Annotated in this window: 10 protein-coding genes; all 10 read left to right on the plus strand. The window is 38.7% G+C overall.

The window, feature by feature from the left end:
- Window positions 1-19 precede the first annotated feature (19 nt).
- Entirely contained in the window at window positions 20-1,219 is a 1,200-nt protein-coding gene (locus MHH95_RS07750) for a DUF4097 family beta strand repeat-containing protein (RefSeq protein WP_340727050.1), read from the plus strand.
- A 462-nt stretch (window positions 1,220-1,681) separates the two neighbouring features.
- Window positions 1,682-2,368 (plus strand): cell division ATP-binding protein FtsE, encoded by a 687-nt coding sequence (gene ftsE / locus MHH95_RS07755; protein ID WP_191698644.1) that lies wholly within the window; start codon window positions 1,682-1,684, stop codon window positions 2,366-2,368.
- Window positions 2,358-3,254, plus strand: a complete 897-nt coding sequence (ftsX, locus tag MHH95_RS07760) for a permease-like cell division protein FtsX (RefSeq protein ID WP_191698643.1) — start codon at window positions 2,358-2,360, stop codon at window positions 3,252-3,254. Before ftsE ends, ftsX begins: the two co-directional genes overlap by 11 nt.
- A 92-nt stretch (window positions 3,255-3,346) precedes the next feature.
- A complete protein-coding gene (locus tag MHH95_RS07765) occupies window positions 3,347-4,636 on the plus strand; it encodes a murein hydrolase activator EnvC family protein (protein ID WP_340727051.1) in 1,290 nt (429 codons plus the stop codon).
- Window positions 4,637-4,879: 243 nt separating this feature from the next.
- Entirely contained in the window at window positions 4,880-5,452 is a 573-nt protein-coding gene (locus MHH95_RS07770; RefSeq protein ID WP_340727052.1) for a peroxiredoxin family protein, read from the plus strand.
- Window positions 5,453-5,526: 74 nt separating this feature from the next.
- Entirely contained in the window at window positions 5,527-6,954 is a 1,428-nt protein-coding gene (locus MHH95_RS07775) for a S41 family peptidase (RefSeq protein ID WP_340727053.1), read from the plus strand.
- Between the two features lie 163 nt (window positions 6,955-7,117).
- Window positions 7,118-8,287 (plus strand): PDZ domain-containing protein, encoded by a 1,170-nt coding sequence (locus tag MHH95_RS07780; protein ID WP_340727054.1) that lies wholly within the window; start codon window positions 7,118-7,120, stop codon window positions 8,285-8,287.
- 146 nt (window positions 8,288-8,433) lie between these two features.
- Entirely contained in the window at window positions 8,434-9,057 is a 624-nt protein-coding gene (locus tag MHH95_RS07785) for a TVP38/TMEM64 family protein (protein ID WP_340727055.1), read from the plus strand.
- A 129-nt stretch (window positions 9,058-9,186) separates the two neighbouring features.
- Window positions 9,187-12,828 (plus strand): helicase-exonuclease AddAB subunit AddB, encoded by a 3,642-nt coding sequence (addB, locus tag MHH95_RS07790; protein WP_340727056.1) that lies wholly within the window; start codon window positions 9,187-9,189, stop codon window positions 12,826-12,828.
- Window positions 12,803-16,522 (plus strand): helicase-exonuclease AddAB subunit AddA, encoded by a 3,720-nt coding sequence (gene addA, locus MHH95_RS07795; RefSeq protein WP_340727057.1) that lies wholly within the window; start codon window positions 12,803-12,805, stop codon window positions 16,520-16,522. Before addB ends, addA begins: the two co-directional genes overlap by 26 nt.
- Window positions 16,523-16,524 lie beyond the last annotated feature (2 nt).

The following is a 16,524-nucleotide window of genomic DNA, read 5'->3' on the forward strand; positions in this document are numbered from 1 at the left end:
CAGAGGGAGGAATTTTTATATGCAAGAAGAACGTAAACGTATTTTACAATTAGTTGAAAACGGTACAATTTCAGCAGAAGAGGCGATTGTATTATTCGAAAAGCTTTCGTCACAAAAGGAATCCACTCCAACGCCAGTAGTTCCAACTTTTGAAAAGCAAAAGGAAGAACCACATAAGGCAGACCCAATTTTTGAAGAACAAAAACAGAAGCGTAAGACAACAGGGTTTGAAGATATTTTCGGCAAATCATTCAACGATAAAGAATTCACTAAAAAGATGGACGAGTTTATGGGTGATATTAAGCAGGACTTATCACAATTCAGCACACGTATGACTGGTATGGTTGGTGCAGCTTTATCGAAATTCAAGGACCTTGATATTGAAACGCCTTTTGGTGAAAAAGTAGAATTTACAAAAACGTTTGCATATCCTATCTCTGATATTAAAAGCATTGAGTTAGAGGTCGCAAATGGTAAAGTAGATGTAGTAAGAGCAACAGACGAATTGGTGACAGTGAACATTTTCGGCAAAACGCCGCAAAAAGGTACACAGGAAGAAACAATTTCGCAAGTTACTGAAAACTTATCGACATTGACGAATGATAAATTGTTTATTCAATCAGCAAATAAATTTACACAGTTAAATGTGCAACTTGCTATTCCAGAAAAACATTACGATGTATTTATCGCCCGATTATTAACAGGTAGTATATCGATTGAACAGATGGATGCAAAATTAATTAAAGCCCGTACGTATAACGGTATCGTTCGACTTGAAAACGTGACTTTCGATCATGCAGAATTGCAAGCGAGCAATGGTACGGTAGAAGCACGTCATGTAAAAGGCGACGATTTAGAAGTGGAAACAGCAAATGGACGCATCTACATTGACGGAGAATTAAAGGAAGTAGAAGCGGAATCTGTAAATGGACATGTTGTTATTACAACTACAAGCTCAGAGGCACGCAAAATTAAAGCCCGTGCTTTAGCAGGTTCAGTAGAAATCTATGTACCAAAAACGGTTGCACTTGAAGGACAAATTTTCACAAACTTCGGGAAAGCAGACGTTGGCTTGAGTGATGTGAAGCTTTCTGAAGAAGAGGAACAATTCCTTTCAAAATCGCTGCGCTTTACAAAAGAATTGGAAGGCGCAAAACTACTAAAATTAGTAGGTGAATCACGTACTGGTACGGTATTAGTACGCTATACACTGCAATAATATAGAAGACTGAAGGGGTGCTTACTTATATAAGTAAGTGCCTTTTGTCTGTTCAAAAAGAATAGACGGAGTAATTCTAATTTTTAACACCCTCAAATTAAGTCTCTCACCCTTTTAAAAAAGTCCCGATAAAACACCCCTACTTCATTAAAATCCAAATTTCATCAATATATGTAAAGGAATTCCATTTTATATGTCGAATTATTTAAAGAATGGGAACCTTATATTATATTAATAAAATTTCGTAGTTTAACAAATATATTACGAAAACATAAAAAATGTTTATATCGCACTTAGAAACAAAAATTATTTGATAATATGAAGGCTGCGGTATCGACATTATACTTTAAATGCTTATGATAGCCTACATTGAAAAGAAACTGTAATAAATTTATAGATTGAAAGTGCTATAATAGATAAGACTATAATTTAATTAAGACAAAGACTTAGGTGGTTTCGTTAATGATTCAAATGAACAATGTAGTTAAAAAGTATCCTAATGGGGTCGTTGCGGCGAACGGGATTACAGTTCAAATAAAAAAAGGTGAGTTTGTTTATGTAGTAGGACCGAGTGGAGCAGGAAAATCGACATTTATAAAGTTGATGTACCGCGAGGAAAAGCCGACTTCAGGTGATGTATTAATTAACGGGATTAACTTAAGAACGTTAAAAGATAACCGTGTGCCTCATTTACGCCGTCAGCTCGGGGTGGTGTTTCAGGACTTTAAATTATTGCCGCGCTTAACGGTATACGAGAATGTAGCGTTTGCGATGGAAGTAATTGAAGAGCAGCCAAAAGTGATTCGTAAACGAGTAATGGAAGTGCTTGAACTTGTTGGGTTAAAGCATAAAGTGCGTATGTTGCCAAATGAGCTTTCCGGTGGGGAACAGCAACGGGTGGCAATTGCCCGTTCCATCGTAAATCGTCCGAAAGTAATGATTGCGGACGAGCCTACAGGGAATCTCGATCCGGAAACATCTTGGGAGATTATGAATATTTTTGAGGAAATTAATCGCCAAGGTACGACGATTGTAATGGCTACTCATAACCGGGAAATTGTAAACACAGTGCGTAGACGCGTTATTGCAATTGAAGGCGGAATGATCGTCCGTGATGAGTACGGAGGTGATTACGGCTATGAAAACTAGAACAATTGCACGTCACTTCCGCGAAAGTTTCAAATCATTAGGGCGAAATAGTTGGATGACATTGGCTTCCATCAGTGCCGTAACAGTAACTTTATTATTGGTAGGCGTATTTGCAGCCATTATGATGAATTTAAATAAAGTGGCATCGGATTTAGAAAACGATGTTGAAATTCGTGTATTAATAGAAATTATTCCCGATGAGGCAGAAGCTAAACTTGCCGAAGAACAGTTAGTTGACGAAATTCACAATCTACCAGATGTTGAAGAAGTTACATATTCTTCTAAGGAAGAAGAGTTAAGTAAGTTAATTAAAGACTTTGGTGATGAATTAAGTTTATTTGAACAAAACAATCCATTATATAATGTGCTATACGTAAAAGCGGTCGATCCATTAAAAACTGCTGAAGTAGCAAAGAAGATTGAAAGCTTTGAAAGCACATATGAAGTGAAATATGGTGAAGGTAAAGTAGAAAAACTATTTAACTTCTTAGAAATTGCACGTAATGTAGGTCTTGTGTTAATCTTAGGTTTGCTGTTTACAGCGATGTTCCTAATTTCCAATACGATTCGCATTACGATTACTGCACGTAGAGATGAAATAGAAATTATGAAACTTGTAGGGGCTACAAATTCTTTTGTTCGCATTCCATTTGTGTTAGAGGGAATGTGGCTAGGAATCATTGGATCTATCATTCCTATAACAGCCGTTACGATTGCTTATTACAATATTTATGAATTACTTGCACCAAGATTAAAAGGCGAGTTATTCCAATTATTAGAGGTTGCACCACTTATGCTGCAGGTGAATGGACTAATTTTATTCATCGGCATGTTCATCGGTATCTGGGGCAGCTTTATGTCAGTGCGTAAGTTTTTAAAAGTGTAATATAACATAAATTGCATCATGCTCTTTGAAAGTTCAACAAAAGAGAGACGAAACGAGCGACTACTATTCATGCATTTAGGGGGAAACAGGTTTTGAAGAAGCTAACAACGCGTTCATTTAAAATCATTGCTGTACTACTAGCGCTTATTTTATTTATTCAAATGCCGGCAGCTTATGCAGCATCATTAAGTGAACTAAAAAAAGAGCGCAGCCAACTTGAAGCTGAGAAAAAGATGCTCAACAAATCACTCGAACAAAAAACAAATGAAATTCAAACAAATCAAAATCGTCAGCAGAAAATTATTTCTCAATTAGAGCAAATTGGGGCAAAGATTAATGCAAAGAATCAAGAAATTGAAGTTGTCGAATTGGATATCGAAATTGCAAATGAAGAAATTTCGATATTGGAAGATGAAATAAAAGAATTACAAGATAAAATTAAGAAGCGTGACGAACTATTGCGCGAGCGTGCCCGTGCCATTCAATCAAGTGGTACGGTAAGTTATTTAGATGTACTCCTAGGTGCTAATAGTTTTGTAGATTTTATTGACCGTTTCTCTGCTGTAAGTACGCTTATGGATGCTGACCGTCAAATTATGCGTGAGCAAAAGGAAGACCAGGAAAAGCTGGAAGTCCAAAAAGTAGAACTACTAAAGAAAAAAGAGAATTTAGAAGCGAATAAGGCAAAACTGCAAAAACTGATGGCGTCATTAAAGGAACAAAAGAGAGAAAAAAATCAATTAGTAGCAGAGCTTGAAAAAGAAGAAGCGAAATTACGTGCTCAAAAAACGTCGTTAAAAGAAGAATACGATGATAAAGTAGAGTTAAGTAAAGAAGTAGAAGAGAAATTCCTTAAAGAACAGGCTCGATTAGCTGAAATTGCACGACAAAAAGCTTTAGAAGCTAAAAGAAATAAAAAGAAAAATAATAGTAATGTTTCAAGCTCTGGAAATTTACCAACTGTTGCAGCTGGTACTTGGACAAGACCAGCAGCTGGGCGATTTACTTCAGGCTTCGGCTCACGTGATATCGGGCCAATCGGAAGTAAAAATCACTTAGGAATCGATATTGCCAATTCAATCGGTACACCGGTTGTTGCAGCAGCTGATGGTGTTGTTTCTTATGCAGGAACAATGAATGGTTATGGGAATGTAGTGATGGTAACCCACTCAATCGAAGGCCAAATTTTCACGACAACATATGCCCATTTAAGCGGTTTTAATGCTAGTGTAGGTGACGTTGTTTCTAAGGGGCAGCAAATTGCACGTTTAGGTAATACCGGAAACTCGACAGGACCGCATTTACATTTCGAAATCCATGTAGGTGAATGGAATGGCAGTCGTTCAAATGCTGTGAATCCTTTACGTTATATTTCGTTATAATAATGTTTTAAAATTAAAAGCAGTTCAAATTTTACATTCGTAAAATTTGAACTGCTTTATTTGTTTGGCTTGTTCTCCGTCTAGGTATCTCCCGCATACTTATCCAGAGAGTTGCTGTCTTCACTCTATAACTATTCTATAAAAAGGTAGACGGTATTTGTAAAAGTTTTGCCTTTTAATTTTGAATAAATTCCATAAAGGTATGATATTGTACTAATAGGAAGAATTAGTGAGGTGAGGTTGATGAAAAAGAATATAGGGATCGTTATAATTTTAGTTCTCGTCGTTACGATGCTAAGTACATATATAAAAAAGGAACTCGATAAAAGTACAGCGATCAGCAGTGATGCATTAGGAACAGAAATTGAATTAGGAGAGGAAATCGGACTTGAAAAAGGACAGTTCGCACCTGATTTTACTTTATATAATATACAGGGAGAACCGGTGACCCTTTCAGATTTACGTGGAAAAAAGGTTGTATTGAATTTCTGGGCAACTTGGTGTCCACCCTGTGAGGCAGAAATGCCCCATATGCAAAAGTACTATGAGAAATACCGTGAAACAGACAATGTTGAAATTGTCGGTGTCAATGTGACATATCATAGGGAAAAGATTGAACGAGTCGAGCAGTTTTTGAAAAGCTATGATATAACATTTCCGATTGTTTTAGAATTGGAGGAAACAGTGTCCCGCCAATATGAACTTTTAACACTTCCATCAACCTTCATGATTGATGCAGAGGGGAAAATTCAAAAGACAATTGTAGGTCCACTTGATTTAGATACATTACGAGAAAATGTGACACAATTAAATTAATTCATGTTCTATCCGTCTTTATAAGTATGAATCTTTCTTTCGCTTCATAAATTTTATGGAACGGAGGAGAATTTGTGCGGAAAAGTCGGATTTTTTTATTAATTATTTTATTGCTGTGTATAGGGGCAGGTGTCTATTGGGCAGTGAAAATGCAGGCACAGCCAAAAGCTGAACAGGCAGATTTTGCTGTGGTGAATGAACTGCACAAGTTAATAACGAGCGAGTCAGTTTATGATATTGATTCTGAAAAAATAGTGGAAGGCGCACTTCGAGGAATGGCCAATGCAATTAATGACCCATATAGCACATATTATTCGGAGCAAGAGGCGGCATTACATAAACAGACGCTCGCAAGTGAACGGATTGGAATCGGTCTGGAACTATCAGAAGCGAATGGCAAGTTTATCGTCGTAGCACCAATTAAATCGTCACCGGCAGAAAAAGCAGGTATCAGGCCATTGGATGAGCTTGTACAGATCAATGAGGTAAGACTTGAAGGGAAAACGATGGGGGAAGTACGTAAGCTCATGCATGGTAAGGAAGGGGAAAGTGTAGAGCTCGTATTGTATCGACCTGAGTTAGAGCAACATGTAAAGCTAAGTATAAAAAGGGAACGTCTGAAAAATGATACTGTGCAAGGAGATGTAATAGAAGTAGAAGGAAAGAAAATTGGATACATGACGATCTCGATGTTTGGTGAAAAAACCGCCGATGAATGGCAAAAATCTCTTGATGCATTAATTGAGCAGGAGGTAGAAGGGTTAATCATTGATGTGCGTGACAATCCAGGTGGCTATTTACATAGTGTTGCACAAATGATGAGCATGTTTGAGCAAAAGGAAGTCGTATTTGCTTATATGCAAAACCATGATGGTGTAACAGAGCCACTGAAAACGAAGAAAATTGAACAGTTTGAACCCTATGCAAAATGGCTACGATCAACGCCAGTCACGATTCTACAAAATGAGGGAAGTGCCTCTGCAAGTGAAGTGTTTGCAGGTGCGCTACAAGATTGGAAACGCGCCGTTATTATTGGCGTCACAAGTTTTGGGAAAGGGACTGTTCAGCAAACGTGGGATCTACAAAATGGCGGAGAGGTGAAATTATCAACGAATAAATGGCTCACACCATCTAAGCGCTGGGTACATGACGTAGGTGTGGAACCAGATGTAGAAGTGACTCAACACCCACTTTATCGTGTAGAAACGAAAATTCTAAGAGGTCGTTTTGAGGTAGGAGAGTATAGTGAAGAAGTTGCCTATAGTCAACGTATTTTAAGTGAATTAGGCTTTACTATAAGTCGTACCGACGGATTTTTCGATATGGATACAGCGCAGGAAGTAGCAAGCTTTAGACGTCAACAAGATTTACCTGAGGGGCGTCATATGGATGAAGTCTTTTTCGCAGAACTAACGAAACAGCTTGAAACATTTAAACAATCACAGGTGAATGATATGCAATTACAGATGGCGATTAGTTATGTAATGCATCAATTGGAATGATGTAACAATATAATGCTCTAATAGAATAAAAAAAGAATATCAGTATATGTAAGACGACCTCGAAATTATTTATTTCGGGTCGTCTTTATTTTATTATCGGTACAAATGGGACTACGCATAATCAATAGGATTTGATACAATTAATTGTACGGTAGGTGAGAAAATGGATGAAACAATTTTAATTGAAATTTTGAAAGGGATTGGCCGACTTTTTATAAATCCTTTGTTGTATATCGCTATAATTTCTGCAATTTATTTAGGATACCGCAGAGTAAAACGTGAACGGCGATTCTTCAATAGGCGTATATTAGGTGGCTGGTCCGAGTTGAAAAATATGCTTATAATGGGGTTTGTACTTTCCGTCATTATTTCCGTTTTTAGTCTTGTCATTGGCTTAACGGTCTCACTCGAATTATTAACTTTTGTTTTTGTTGTAAGTCTCGTAGCATTAATTATGTATACTTATCATTTATTGTCACCAGCTATTGTAATGGCAATCGCTTTTTGTATGCTTGCTATTATGCAATGGCAAAATTGGACATATTCTATCGGTCCGCTTGAACTGAACGGCACGGATGCAGTAACAAATCTTGTCATGACAGTACCAATTTTGACAGGTCTTTTGTTAATGGCGGAAGGGATTTTGATTCGCCGCTATGGTGGACGATTTGCCTCTCCTATTATGGAGACGACTAAGCGAGGATTAAACGGTATCGGTTATTACAGTAAACAGCTTTGGGTATTGCCTGTATTTACAATAATACCAGGTGATGGGATTCAGAGTTTTGCTCCATTTTGGCCGCAGTTTACAGTTGGTGCTGAGCAGTTTTCACTTATTGTCTTCCCGTTTATAATTGGTTTCCAGCAAATGGTTCGTCAAAAGCTGCCGATGAACGTTTATCCTCAAATGGGGCGTTCGATAGTCATGATTGGTCAATTTGTATTGATAGTCGGATTAACTGCCTATTTTTCGCCTGTATTAGGTGCAGCAGCATTGGCGTTGGGAGCAATTTCGCGGACGGTTATAGGGATTTATTACAGCCGTGCCGAAGATCGTAATAGCTATGCTGTAATGCGTAGTGATAGAGGTGTTATGATTGCAGGGATTTTACCAAATTCGCCGGCAGAAAAAATGGGCCTCTTGGCAGGAGAAGTAATAAAGCGTGTAAATGGACAAGATGTTTATACAGAAGAAGATTTATATAAAGCACTGCAAATTAATGCAGCCCATTGTCGTCTGGAAGTGCTGGACCATGCCGGTGAGTTGCGTTTAGCTCAACATGTTGTACATCGGGATGATAATTATAAAATTGGACTTTTGGTAGTGAACTAGATTATAAAAGGCAAAGAATCCCGTGAAAACGGGGTTCTTTTTTTAAGGTTACATAGAATAATTTATGTTACTATAAAAGTGAAAAAGATCAAAATTAAAATTTTAAATGCTTCTAGTATTTCATGTTTGTGGCAGGAGTGAAGGTTATGTTGGATTGGATGACTATCGACAATGTAGAAATTGTTGTAGAAAAATATAAATTATTAGGTCCCTTTTTCAGTATATTTTTAACTTTTATAGAATCATTTTTACCGATATTACCTTTATTTATCATCGTTATTGCCAATGCAGCTGCCTACGGACTGTTTTGGGGCTTCTTACTGTCATGGCTCGGAACGGTTGCAGGTTCTTATCTGTTTTTCTTGATGATTCGAAAGTTTGGGAAGTATCAAATCTTCCGTCGCATAAAAGAACAAACTCAAGTTAAAAAACTGATTCATTGGGTAGATATAAGAGGTTTTACACCATTATTTGTATTGCTATGTTTGCCATTCACACCGGTTGTTGTGGTAAACAGTGTGGCCGGTCTCTCAAATATTAAGAAAAAGTATTACTTTTTAACACTTTTTATTTCTAAGCCAATTATGATTTTTTTAATTAGTTATTTAGGTAGTGATTTACGAGACATTTTAAAGTCACCGGTAAAAATTATTGTATCAATTGTGATTGTATTGATCATTTGGGCTATCGGTAAATTTATCGAACGAATTTTAAATAAGCGTGTAGAGCGTGACTTGCGTGAAATTGAAAAACTTAGAAGAAATAAATAATATGTAATGATTAAACCTTGTTTTTTGCAGTTGTGTAAAAGAACAAGGTTTTGTTTTATGAATGCCATTAATGTACGAACATGCATTCTTATATTATAATAGATTAACAAAGATAAATGAGGTGAAATTATGACATTACGAGTCATTTCGGGTCGGGCAGGTACGGGGAAAACAGCTTTTATTCACCGCGAGATTGTGGAGGATTTAAAAACAAATTTGTTTGCCAATCCAATTTTTATTTTAGTACCTGACCAAATGTCATTTACAACAGAGTATGAACTGACGACGAATTATGACATAGAAGGCATGATGCGGGCGCAAGTTATGACATTTAAGCGGTTGGCATGGTATGTACTGCAAAATGAAGGCGGCATTGCACGTGAGCGTATTGATGGCACAGGGTACCGCATGTTATTACGCCGTATTTTGGAAGAACACCAAGAAGAATTTTTACTATTTAAACGAGCAGCCGGTAAGCGTGGTTTTACGAAGGAAGTCGAACAAATTCTAAAAGAATTCAGTCAGTACCATATTGATGTGGAGACAATTGAGCCACTAATTGTTTCACTTAGGGAAAATGGAGCGAGCGAAGTACTGCTTCATAAATTGCATGATTTACACATTATATTAAAGCAGCTACATGAGCGCATTGGAACGGAATATATTGACGGAGACGGCTACTTTCCAATGCTAATCGAACGCATTCCGAAGATGGAAAGTTTGCGGGATACCCATGTTTATTTAGATGGGTTTGTTTCATTCAATGGACAGGAAATGTCGATATTAAAAGAGCTTTTAATTTATGCAAAGCGTGTCACAATTGTGCTGCCATTGGAGGACCCTCAGGCTGATATGCTCGAAGGATCCGTATTTTACAGGGCCGCCATGACATATGACAAAATAAAGCATGAACTGCAAAAGCTGCGTTTTGAACAGGGAATCGACATTGAAGAGGAACCAAGAGTTCATCTCGAAGTAAATTACCGTGCAAAAAATCAAGACTTGCTACAAATTGAACGAAGCTTTGACAAAGTTATTGACGCTCCGATTGAATCAACAGGACATGCGCAAATACTGGAAGGGGTAAATCCACGAGCTGAAGTGCAAGGAATTGCCCAGGAAATAAAGCAACTCGTCTTAACAAAAGGGTTGCGCTATAAAGATATCGGGATTATGTACCGTCAGGCGGATGTATATGAGGCAATTATCGGTACGACCTTTATGCAATACGACATTCCTTTTTTCTCAAATGAGAAACGGGCGATGCTGTATCATCCGCTTATTGAATTTAGTAGATCTGTGTTGGAAATTATCACAACAAATTGGAAATATGAGCCGATATTCCGGAGTGTTAAAACGGATTTGTTCTTTCCATATGGAGCGAATTTAATGGCAATGCGGGACAGAGCCGACATTCTTGAAAATTTTGTCATTGCAAAAGGGATTGTCCATGATCGATGGCTAAACGAAGAAGTTTGGCATTACCGTCGTTTTAAATCTTTGGAAAAATTAAATGCGATACAGACAGAAGATGAATTTGAACATGAACAGCTTTTAAAATCAGTTCGGGATTTAATTCGCGAACCTGTTTTAGCATTGCAAAATCGCTTGAAAGGTAAACGTACAGGCCGTGAAATAGTAGTGGCATTGTATGAGTTTATGGAGCAACTGGATATTTATAAAAAACTTTTAAAAATGCAGGAACAGGAAGAACTGACGAATGCACTTCATCAATCACTGGAACATGAGCAGGCTTGGAATGGCTGGGTGCATATTTTAGAGCAATTCGATCTCATGTTCGGCGACAAAATTATGCCGTTGGAAGAAGTGGCACAAATATTAGATGAAGGCTTCGAAACACTCCAATTTTCAAGTGTGCCCCCAACATTGGATGAGGTGACGGTTTCAACCGTTGAGTTTGCACGCTTTGATAATAAAAAGGCGATTTTTGTAATTGGTGTCAATGATGGTGTCTATCCGATGCGTATGGATGCAGGGGGATTATTATCCGATGATGAGCGGGAAGCTTTTGAAAAAATTGATGTTGAATTGGCGCCAGGTATAAAAAGTAGGCTGCTTCAGGAGAGCTTTTTATTTTACCGTGCGATTTCCTCGTCGACACAGTATTTATATATTACGTATGCAAATGCAGATGAGGAAAGTAAAGGTAAGCTTCCGTCGCTTTATATTAACCGACTGCATAAAATGTTCGAGGTTGTTGAAAATCAAGGAATGCAACAGGAGGAAACGGTTCGTACATTACCGCATCGACAAATAGCGATGGATCCATTGGATGAACAACAAAAAGCTAATGTACTCCACTATTTACAGCACCCTTCCCCGTCGATTGGCTTTTTAATGACACAGCTGAAGCAGGCGCAACTTGAGCGACGCCCGCTCTCAGAGGAATGGGCTGCGTTGAAGGCATTTTATGAACGGGATTCCGAATGGAGAAATGTGCTCAATATCGTGGGAAAACCATTGTATTCAACAAATGAAGCGGAACCATTAACAGAAGAAGTTGCTACGGCATTATATGGGGAAAATTTCCTGGCAAGCGTATCGCGCATTGAACGTTTTTACAGTTGTCCATATTCGCATTTTGCTTCTTACGGCCTTAAATTGCAAGAACGTACAGAATTTAAGTTAGAGACATTTGCAATGGGTGATCTGTTCCATGAGGCGATTCGGACAATTTTATCGGAAAAAGAGCCGACAATTGCATTGAATACGTATGTAAATTGCTACAAAAAAGCGAATGATACTATTTCTAAGCTCGTTGATTATTTCTCTTATAGCATTTTAAAAAGTAGCCATCGCTTTGAATATATTAAAACAAAGCTTGTGAAAATAGTAGCCCGTACGGTGTATGCGCTTATGAACCAAAGTGAGCTGTCTAAGTTTAAAGCGATTGCTCATGAAAAGCCTTTCGGTAAGCGTGATGACAAAAATACCGAACATGATGACAACAATCCATTGGATGCACTCGAAATTGAATTGGATCATAACCGCAAAATGTATGTCCGTGGTCAAATTGACCGTATTGATGCTTATAAAGACGCAGAAAATTTATATTTGCGAGTCATTGATTACAAATCAAGTGGCCGCAAACTTGATTTTACTGAAGTATATAATGGGATATCCCTACAGCTCTTGACCTATTTGGATGTGGCAATGAAAAATATTCCGATTATCGCACGCGAAGGTAAATTCATTCAGGACTTATCAGAGTTGGAAAATATAATTGTCCAAGCGGCTGGAATGTTCTATTTACATGTACACAATCCGCTTATTCCAACTGAAGATTATGAAGAACATGACCGGGTGGAAAATTTACGTCAAGAGAAGTACAAATTAAGCGGCTATATGTTAAAGGATGTAGAAATCGCACAACTAATGGATCAATCCCTTGAACCGAATAAAACGTCCATTATTGTCCCGGCAGCATTTAAAAGCGGGGAGGATCCTGAATTTAATAACCGCTCGTCAAAAGTGATCGAGCAGGGACAAATGGAAAACCTACAAGAGTTTGTTCATTATAAATTCCGTCAGGCCGGGAACAAAATCTACGAGGGCAATACAGAAATCAAACCGTATAGCCTAGGCAACCAAAAAGCCTGTACATTTTGCAGTTATAAAGCGGTATGCCAATTTGACCAAGCAGAGACGGGCAATAGTTTTAATGAAATAAAGAAACAGCCGGAGCAAGAAGTATTTAAAAATATTGAAAAGGTGGTGTGTGTTCATGACGATTCCAGCGAAACCGAATGACGTTCAATGGACGGATGTACAGTGGAAAGCCATCTATGCATCCGGTCATGATATTTTAGTATCTGCAGCCGCTGGTTCAGGGAAGACGGCGGTTTTAATTGAGCGGCTTATTCAAAAAATTGTAGCGCCGGAAGAAAAACGCATTGATGTTGATGAACTGCTAGTTGTAACCTTTACGAATGCATCCGCTGCAGAAATGCGAAATCGAATGGCAGAAGCACTCGAAAAAGCCCTTGCTGAAAATCCAAGCAACCTTTTTCTGCGCAGACAATTAAGTTTATTAAACAAAGCGCAAATTTCCACACTGCATTCGTTTTGTTTATCGATTTGCCGTGAATATGCATACACAATTGATTTAGACCCCGGTTTTCGCTTAGCAAGTACAGAGGAAGCTTCGTTATTGCAGGATGATGTGCTGATGGACGTGCTGGAAAAAGCGTACCGTGGCGATATGGAAACGCTCTTTACGAAAGAGGAGCTTTATACATTGATTGATAGCTTTGCTTCAGATCGAAGTGACCAGGCAATCGAACTATTGCTGCAGGAAATGTACAAAGTTTCACGCGTACAGCCTAATCCGTATGAATGGCTGCAAACATTGCCGGGAAAATACGATATTGATCCGAACAGTCCAATAGACGATTTAGCGATTGCACAAGAAGTTCGTCCATTTATTATTGCAAGCTTGAAGGAGATTGCAGCCCGTCTTGAAAAAGGTTTGCACATTGTTTCGGTCGTACCTGCTTTAGAAAAAAACAAGCCATTGTTTGCAGCGGAATATACAGGGGTGACACATGTATTAAATGCAATGGAAAATGGTTCGTGGGAGCAAGCTTATGAGTTAATTCCTGCCATTGAATTTGGACGGATTAAACCGTTGACGAAAAAAGATACGGAAGAAGACAAAGCATCGTATGCGGTGGCAAAAAATCACCGTGACACAGCTAAAGAAATGCTGAATTCATTAAAGGACACATTTTTTGCCCGGCATCCAAAGCTCTATGTACAGGAAATGGCGGCAACAAAGCCTATTTTAGAGACGCTAGTAAAGCTAACAATTGAATATAGTGAGGCATTTAAATTAGCCAAACAAGAGCGCGGATTACTGGATTTCTCGGATTTAGAGCATTATGCTTTGGAGATATTAACAGATCCACAAAGTGACTCTAAACGACCGCAGCCATCCGATGTGGCACACACCTTCCAAAAACGTTTCAAAGAAGTACTTGTCGATGAGTATCAGGATGTGAATTTCTTACAGGAGACGATTTTGCAACTTGTGAAAAGCGGAGGAGAGCAGGACGGGAATATGTTCATGGTCGGCGATGTAAAGCAAAGTATATACGCGTTTCGACTTGCAGAGCCGCGCCTATTTCTTGAAAAATATAAGCGCTTTGAAGAGAATCCATCCGATACAGGAATGAAGATTGATTTAAACGCCAATTTTCGAAGTCGCTCCGAAGTGCTAGAAGGTACGAACTATGTATTCGAACAAATTATGGATGAGGAAGTCGGAGAAATTGCGTACGATGAGCAGGCAAAGTTAAAGTTCGGTGCTAGCTATGATGAACAGGAGGTCCCGATTGAGCTTGTGTTGCTTGAAGGTGATTCGAAGGCGCAAAACGTGCCCGGCACTGAAGATGGAGCTGAAGAAGAAAGCATTAGCTCAGCCCAACAGGAGGCACGCTACATTATTCAACGCATTCGCGATTTAGTTGACAATGGTGGACAGGTATACAATCCGAAAACAAAATCGATGCGTTCAGTCAGCTACCGGGATATCGTCGTATTAATGCGTTCTCGTACATGGTATACGACCTTTGCGGAAGAATTTAAATTAGCTGGCCTTCCGCTCTATGCTGAAACAGATGGCGGCTATTTTGAATCATTGGAAGTAATGATTATGATTAACACGCTAAAAGTAATCGACAATCCATATCAAGATATTCCGCTCGCCTCTGTTCTGCGGGCACCGTTCATTGGTCTGACGGAAAATGAATTGGCGAAAATCCGACTAGTGAATGGGAAAGTACCGTTCTACGAGGCGTTAAAACAGTATAAAGAAGAAGCCATGGGCGAGATGCCGATTGAAACAGAAGCTAAGCTGGAAAGATTTTTCGCATTGCACGACAAATGGCGTAACTTCAGCCGTCACGGTGCGCTCGCTGATTTAGTTTGGCAAGTTTATTTGGATACAAATTACTTCGAAATGGTCGGTGCGATGTCCAACGGGAAGCAACGTCAGGCAAATTTACGTGCACTTCATGACCGAGCACTGAGCTATGAGAAAACATCATTCCGTGGCTTATTCCGATTTTTACGCTTTATCGACCGTATGCATTCACGCGGAGACGATTTAGGTGTTGCGAAGTCCACAAGTGAAGCGGATGACGTAGTGACTTTGCTGACAATCCATAAGTCGAAGGGACTTGAATATCCGGTCGTATTCGTTGCCGGCATGAGCCGTACATTTAATACGAAAGATTTAGGAAATCGCTATATTTTTGATCAGGATTTTGGATTAGCGATTAAATCAGTAAATCCCGATCTAAATATTATTTCCACTTCTCTTCCACATTTGTATGTGAAGGAAAAGAAATTGGCCAAAATGAAAGCTGAGGAAATGCGTGTCTTGTATGTGGCGATGACTCGGGCAAAAGAGCGGCTTATTTTAGTCGGCTCTATCAAAGATTGGGAAAAGCAAAAAGAAGAATGGACATTTTACCGGGAATTGGAAGAAACCGTACTTCCGGCATATATCCGTTCAAAGGCAAATAGTTATTTAAGCTGGGTTGGACCAGCTGTTGCTCGTCACCAAGACTTCCTTTTTGTAAGTTATGGATATTCAAACAAAGCTACGACAACACCGCAGTGGTCGATTACGGTAATCCCGAATCGTGACTATTTAGCAGCAACTGAAGTGGAGCTAACGGAAGAGGAAATAGTGCAGGAAGATGTAAATGAAGATATCGTTCAGCTGCTAACGGAACGATTCACGACACCTTATTCTTACAAAAATGCTGTAACGAAAAAGTCTAAAACGTCAGTTTCAGAGCTTAAACGAATGGAAGGTTTACAGCAAATGGAAGAGGAGCATTTATATAATTCCGAAGCAAAACGTTATGTAAAAACGGAAGTACCAAGCTTTATGCTAAAAGAGAAGAAAAAAAGAAAGCTTTCTGCTACTGAAGTAGGTACGGCAGTGCATGCCGTTATGCAGCATATCCCGCAGCATGGCTTTACTACAATTGAAGAAACAGAACACTTTATACAATCCCTTGTCGATCGCCAATTACTTCAACAACTCGAAGCGGACGCGGTATCTGCTGAAAAGGTAAATGCCTTTTTCGGAACAGAAGTTGGGCAACGTTTTAAATCGGCAAAGGAAATTTTAAGAGAAGTACCTTTTACGATGAGTTTGAAGGATGAAGACGGTGACGCACAAATTATACAAGGGGTCATTGACTGTATATTTGAAGATGCGGAAGGTAAATGGGTACTCCTGGACTATAAAACGGATTATATTGAACAGATGATTTTGGGCGATTTAGAGAAAATTAAACGAAAAATGACAAAATCCTACCAAATTCAATTAAACTATTATCAGCATGCTGTACAATCCATTAAGCGTATCGAAATAAGCGAACGTATTTTGTATTTATATAGCATTGGACTAGAAGTGAAAATAGATTAGGG

It is taken from the genome of Solibacillus sp. FSL K6-4121 (genome assembly GCF_038002585.1).
Classification (GTDB): domain Bacteria; phylum Bacillota; class Bacilli; order Bacillales_A; family Planococcaceae; genus Solibacillus; species Solibacillus faecavium.

Excerpts from the sequence above, each read along its gene's own strand:
- MHH95_RS07750 (WP_340727050.1), top strand. The coding sequence starts at position 20 with ATGCAAGAAGAACGTAAACGTATTTTACAATTAGTTGAAAACGGTACA.
- ftsE (WP_191698644.1), top strand. The coding sequence starts at position 1,682 with ATGATTCAAATGAACAATGTAGTTAAAAAGTATCCTAATGGGGTCGTT.
- ftsX (WP_191698643.1), top strand. The coding sequence starts at position 2,358 with ATGAAAACTAGAACAATTGCACGTCACTTCCGCGAAAGTTTCAAATCA.
- MHH95_RS07770 (WP_340727052.1), top strand. The coding sequence starts at position 4,880 with ATGAAAAAGAATATAGGGATCGTTATAATTTTAGTTCTCGTCGTTACG.
- MHH95_RS07780 (WP_340727054.1), top strand. The coding sequence starts at position 7,118 with ATGGATGAAACAATTTTAATTGAAATTTTGAAAGGGATTGGCCGACTT.
- MHH95_RS07785 (WP_340727055.1), top strand. The coding sequence starts at position 8,434 with ATGTTGGATTGGATGACTATCGACAATGTAGAAATTGTTGTAGAAAAA.
- addB (WP_340727056.1), top strand. The coding sequence starts at position 9,187 with ATGACATTACGAGTCATTTCGGGTCGGGCAGGTACGGGGAAAACAGCT.
- addA (WP_340727057.1), top strand. The coding sequence starts at position 12,803 with ATGACGATTCCAGCGAAACCGAATGACGTTCAATGGACGGATGTACAG.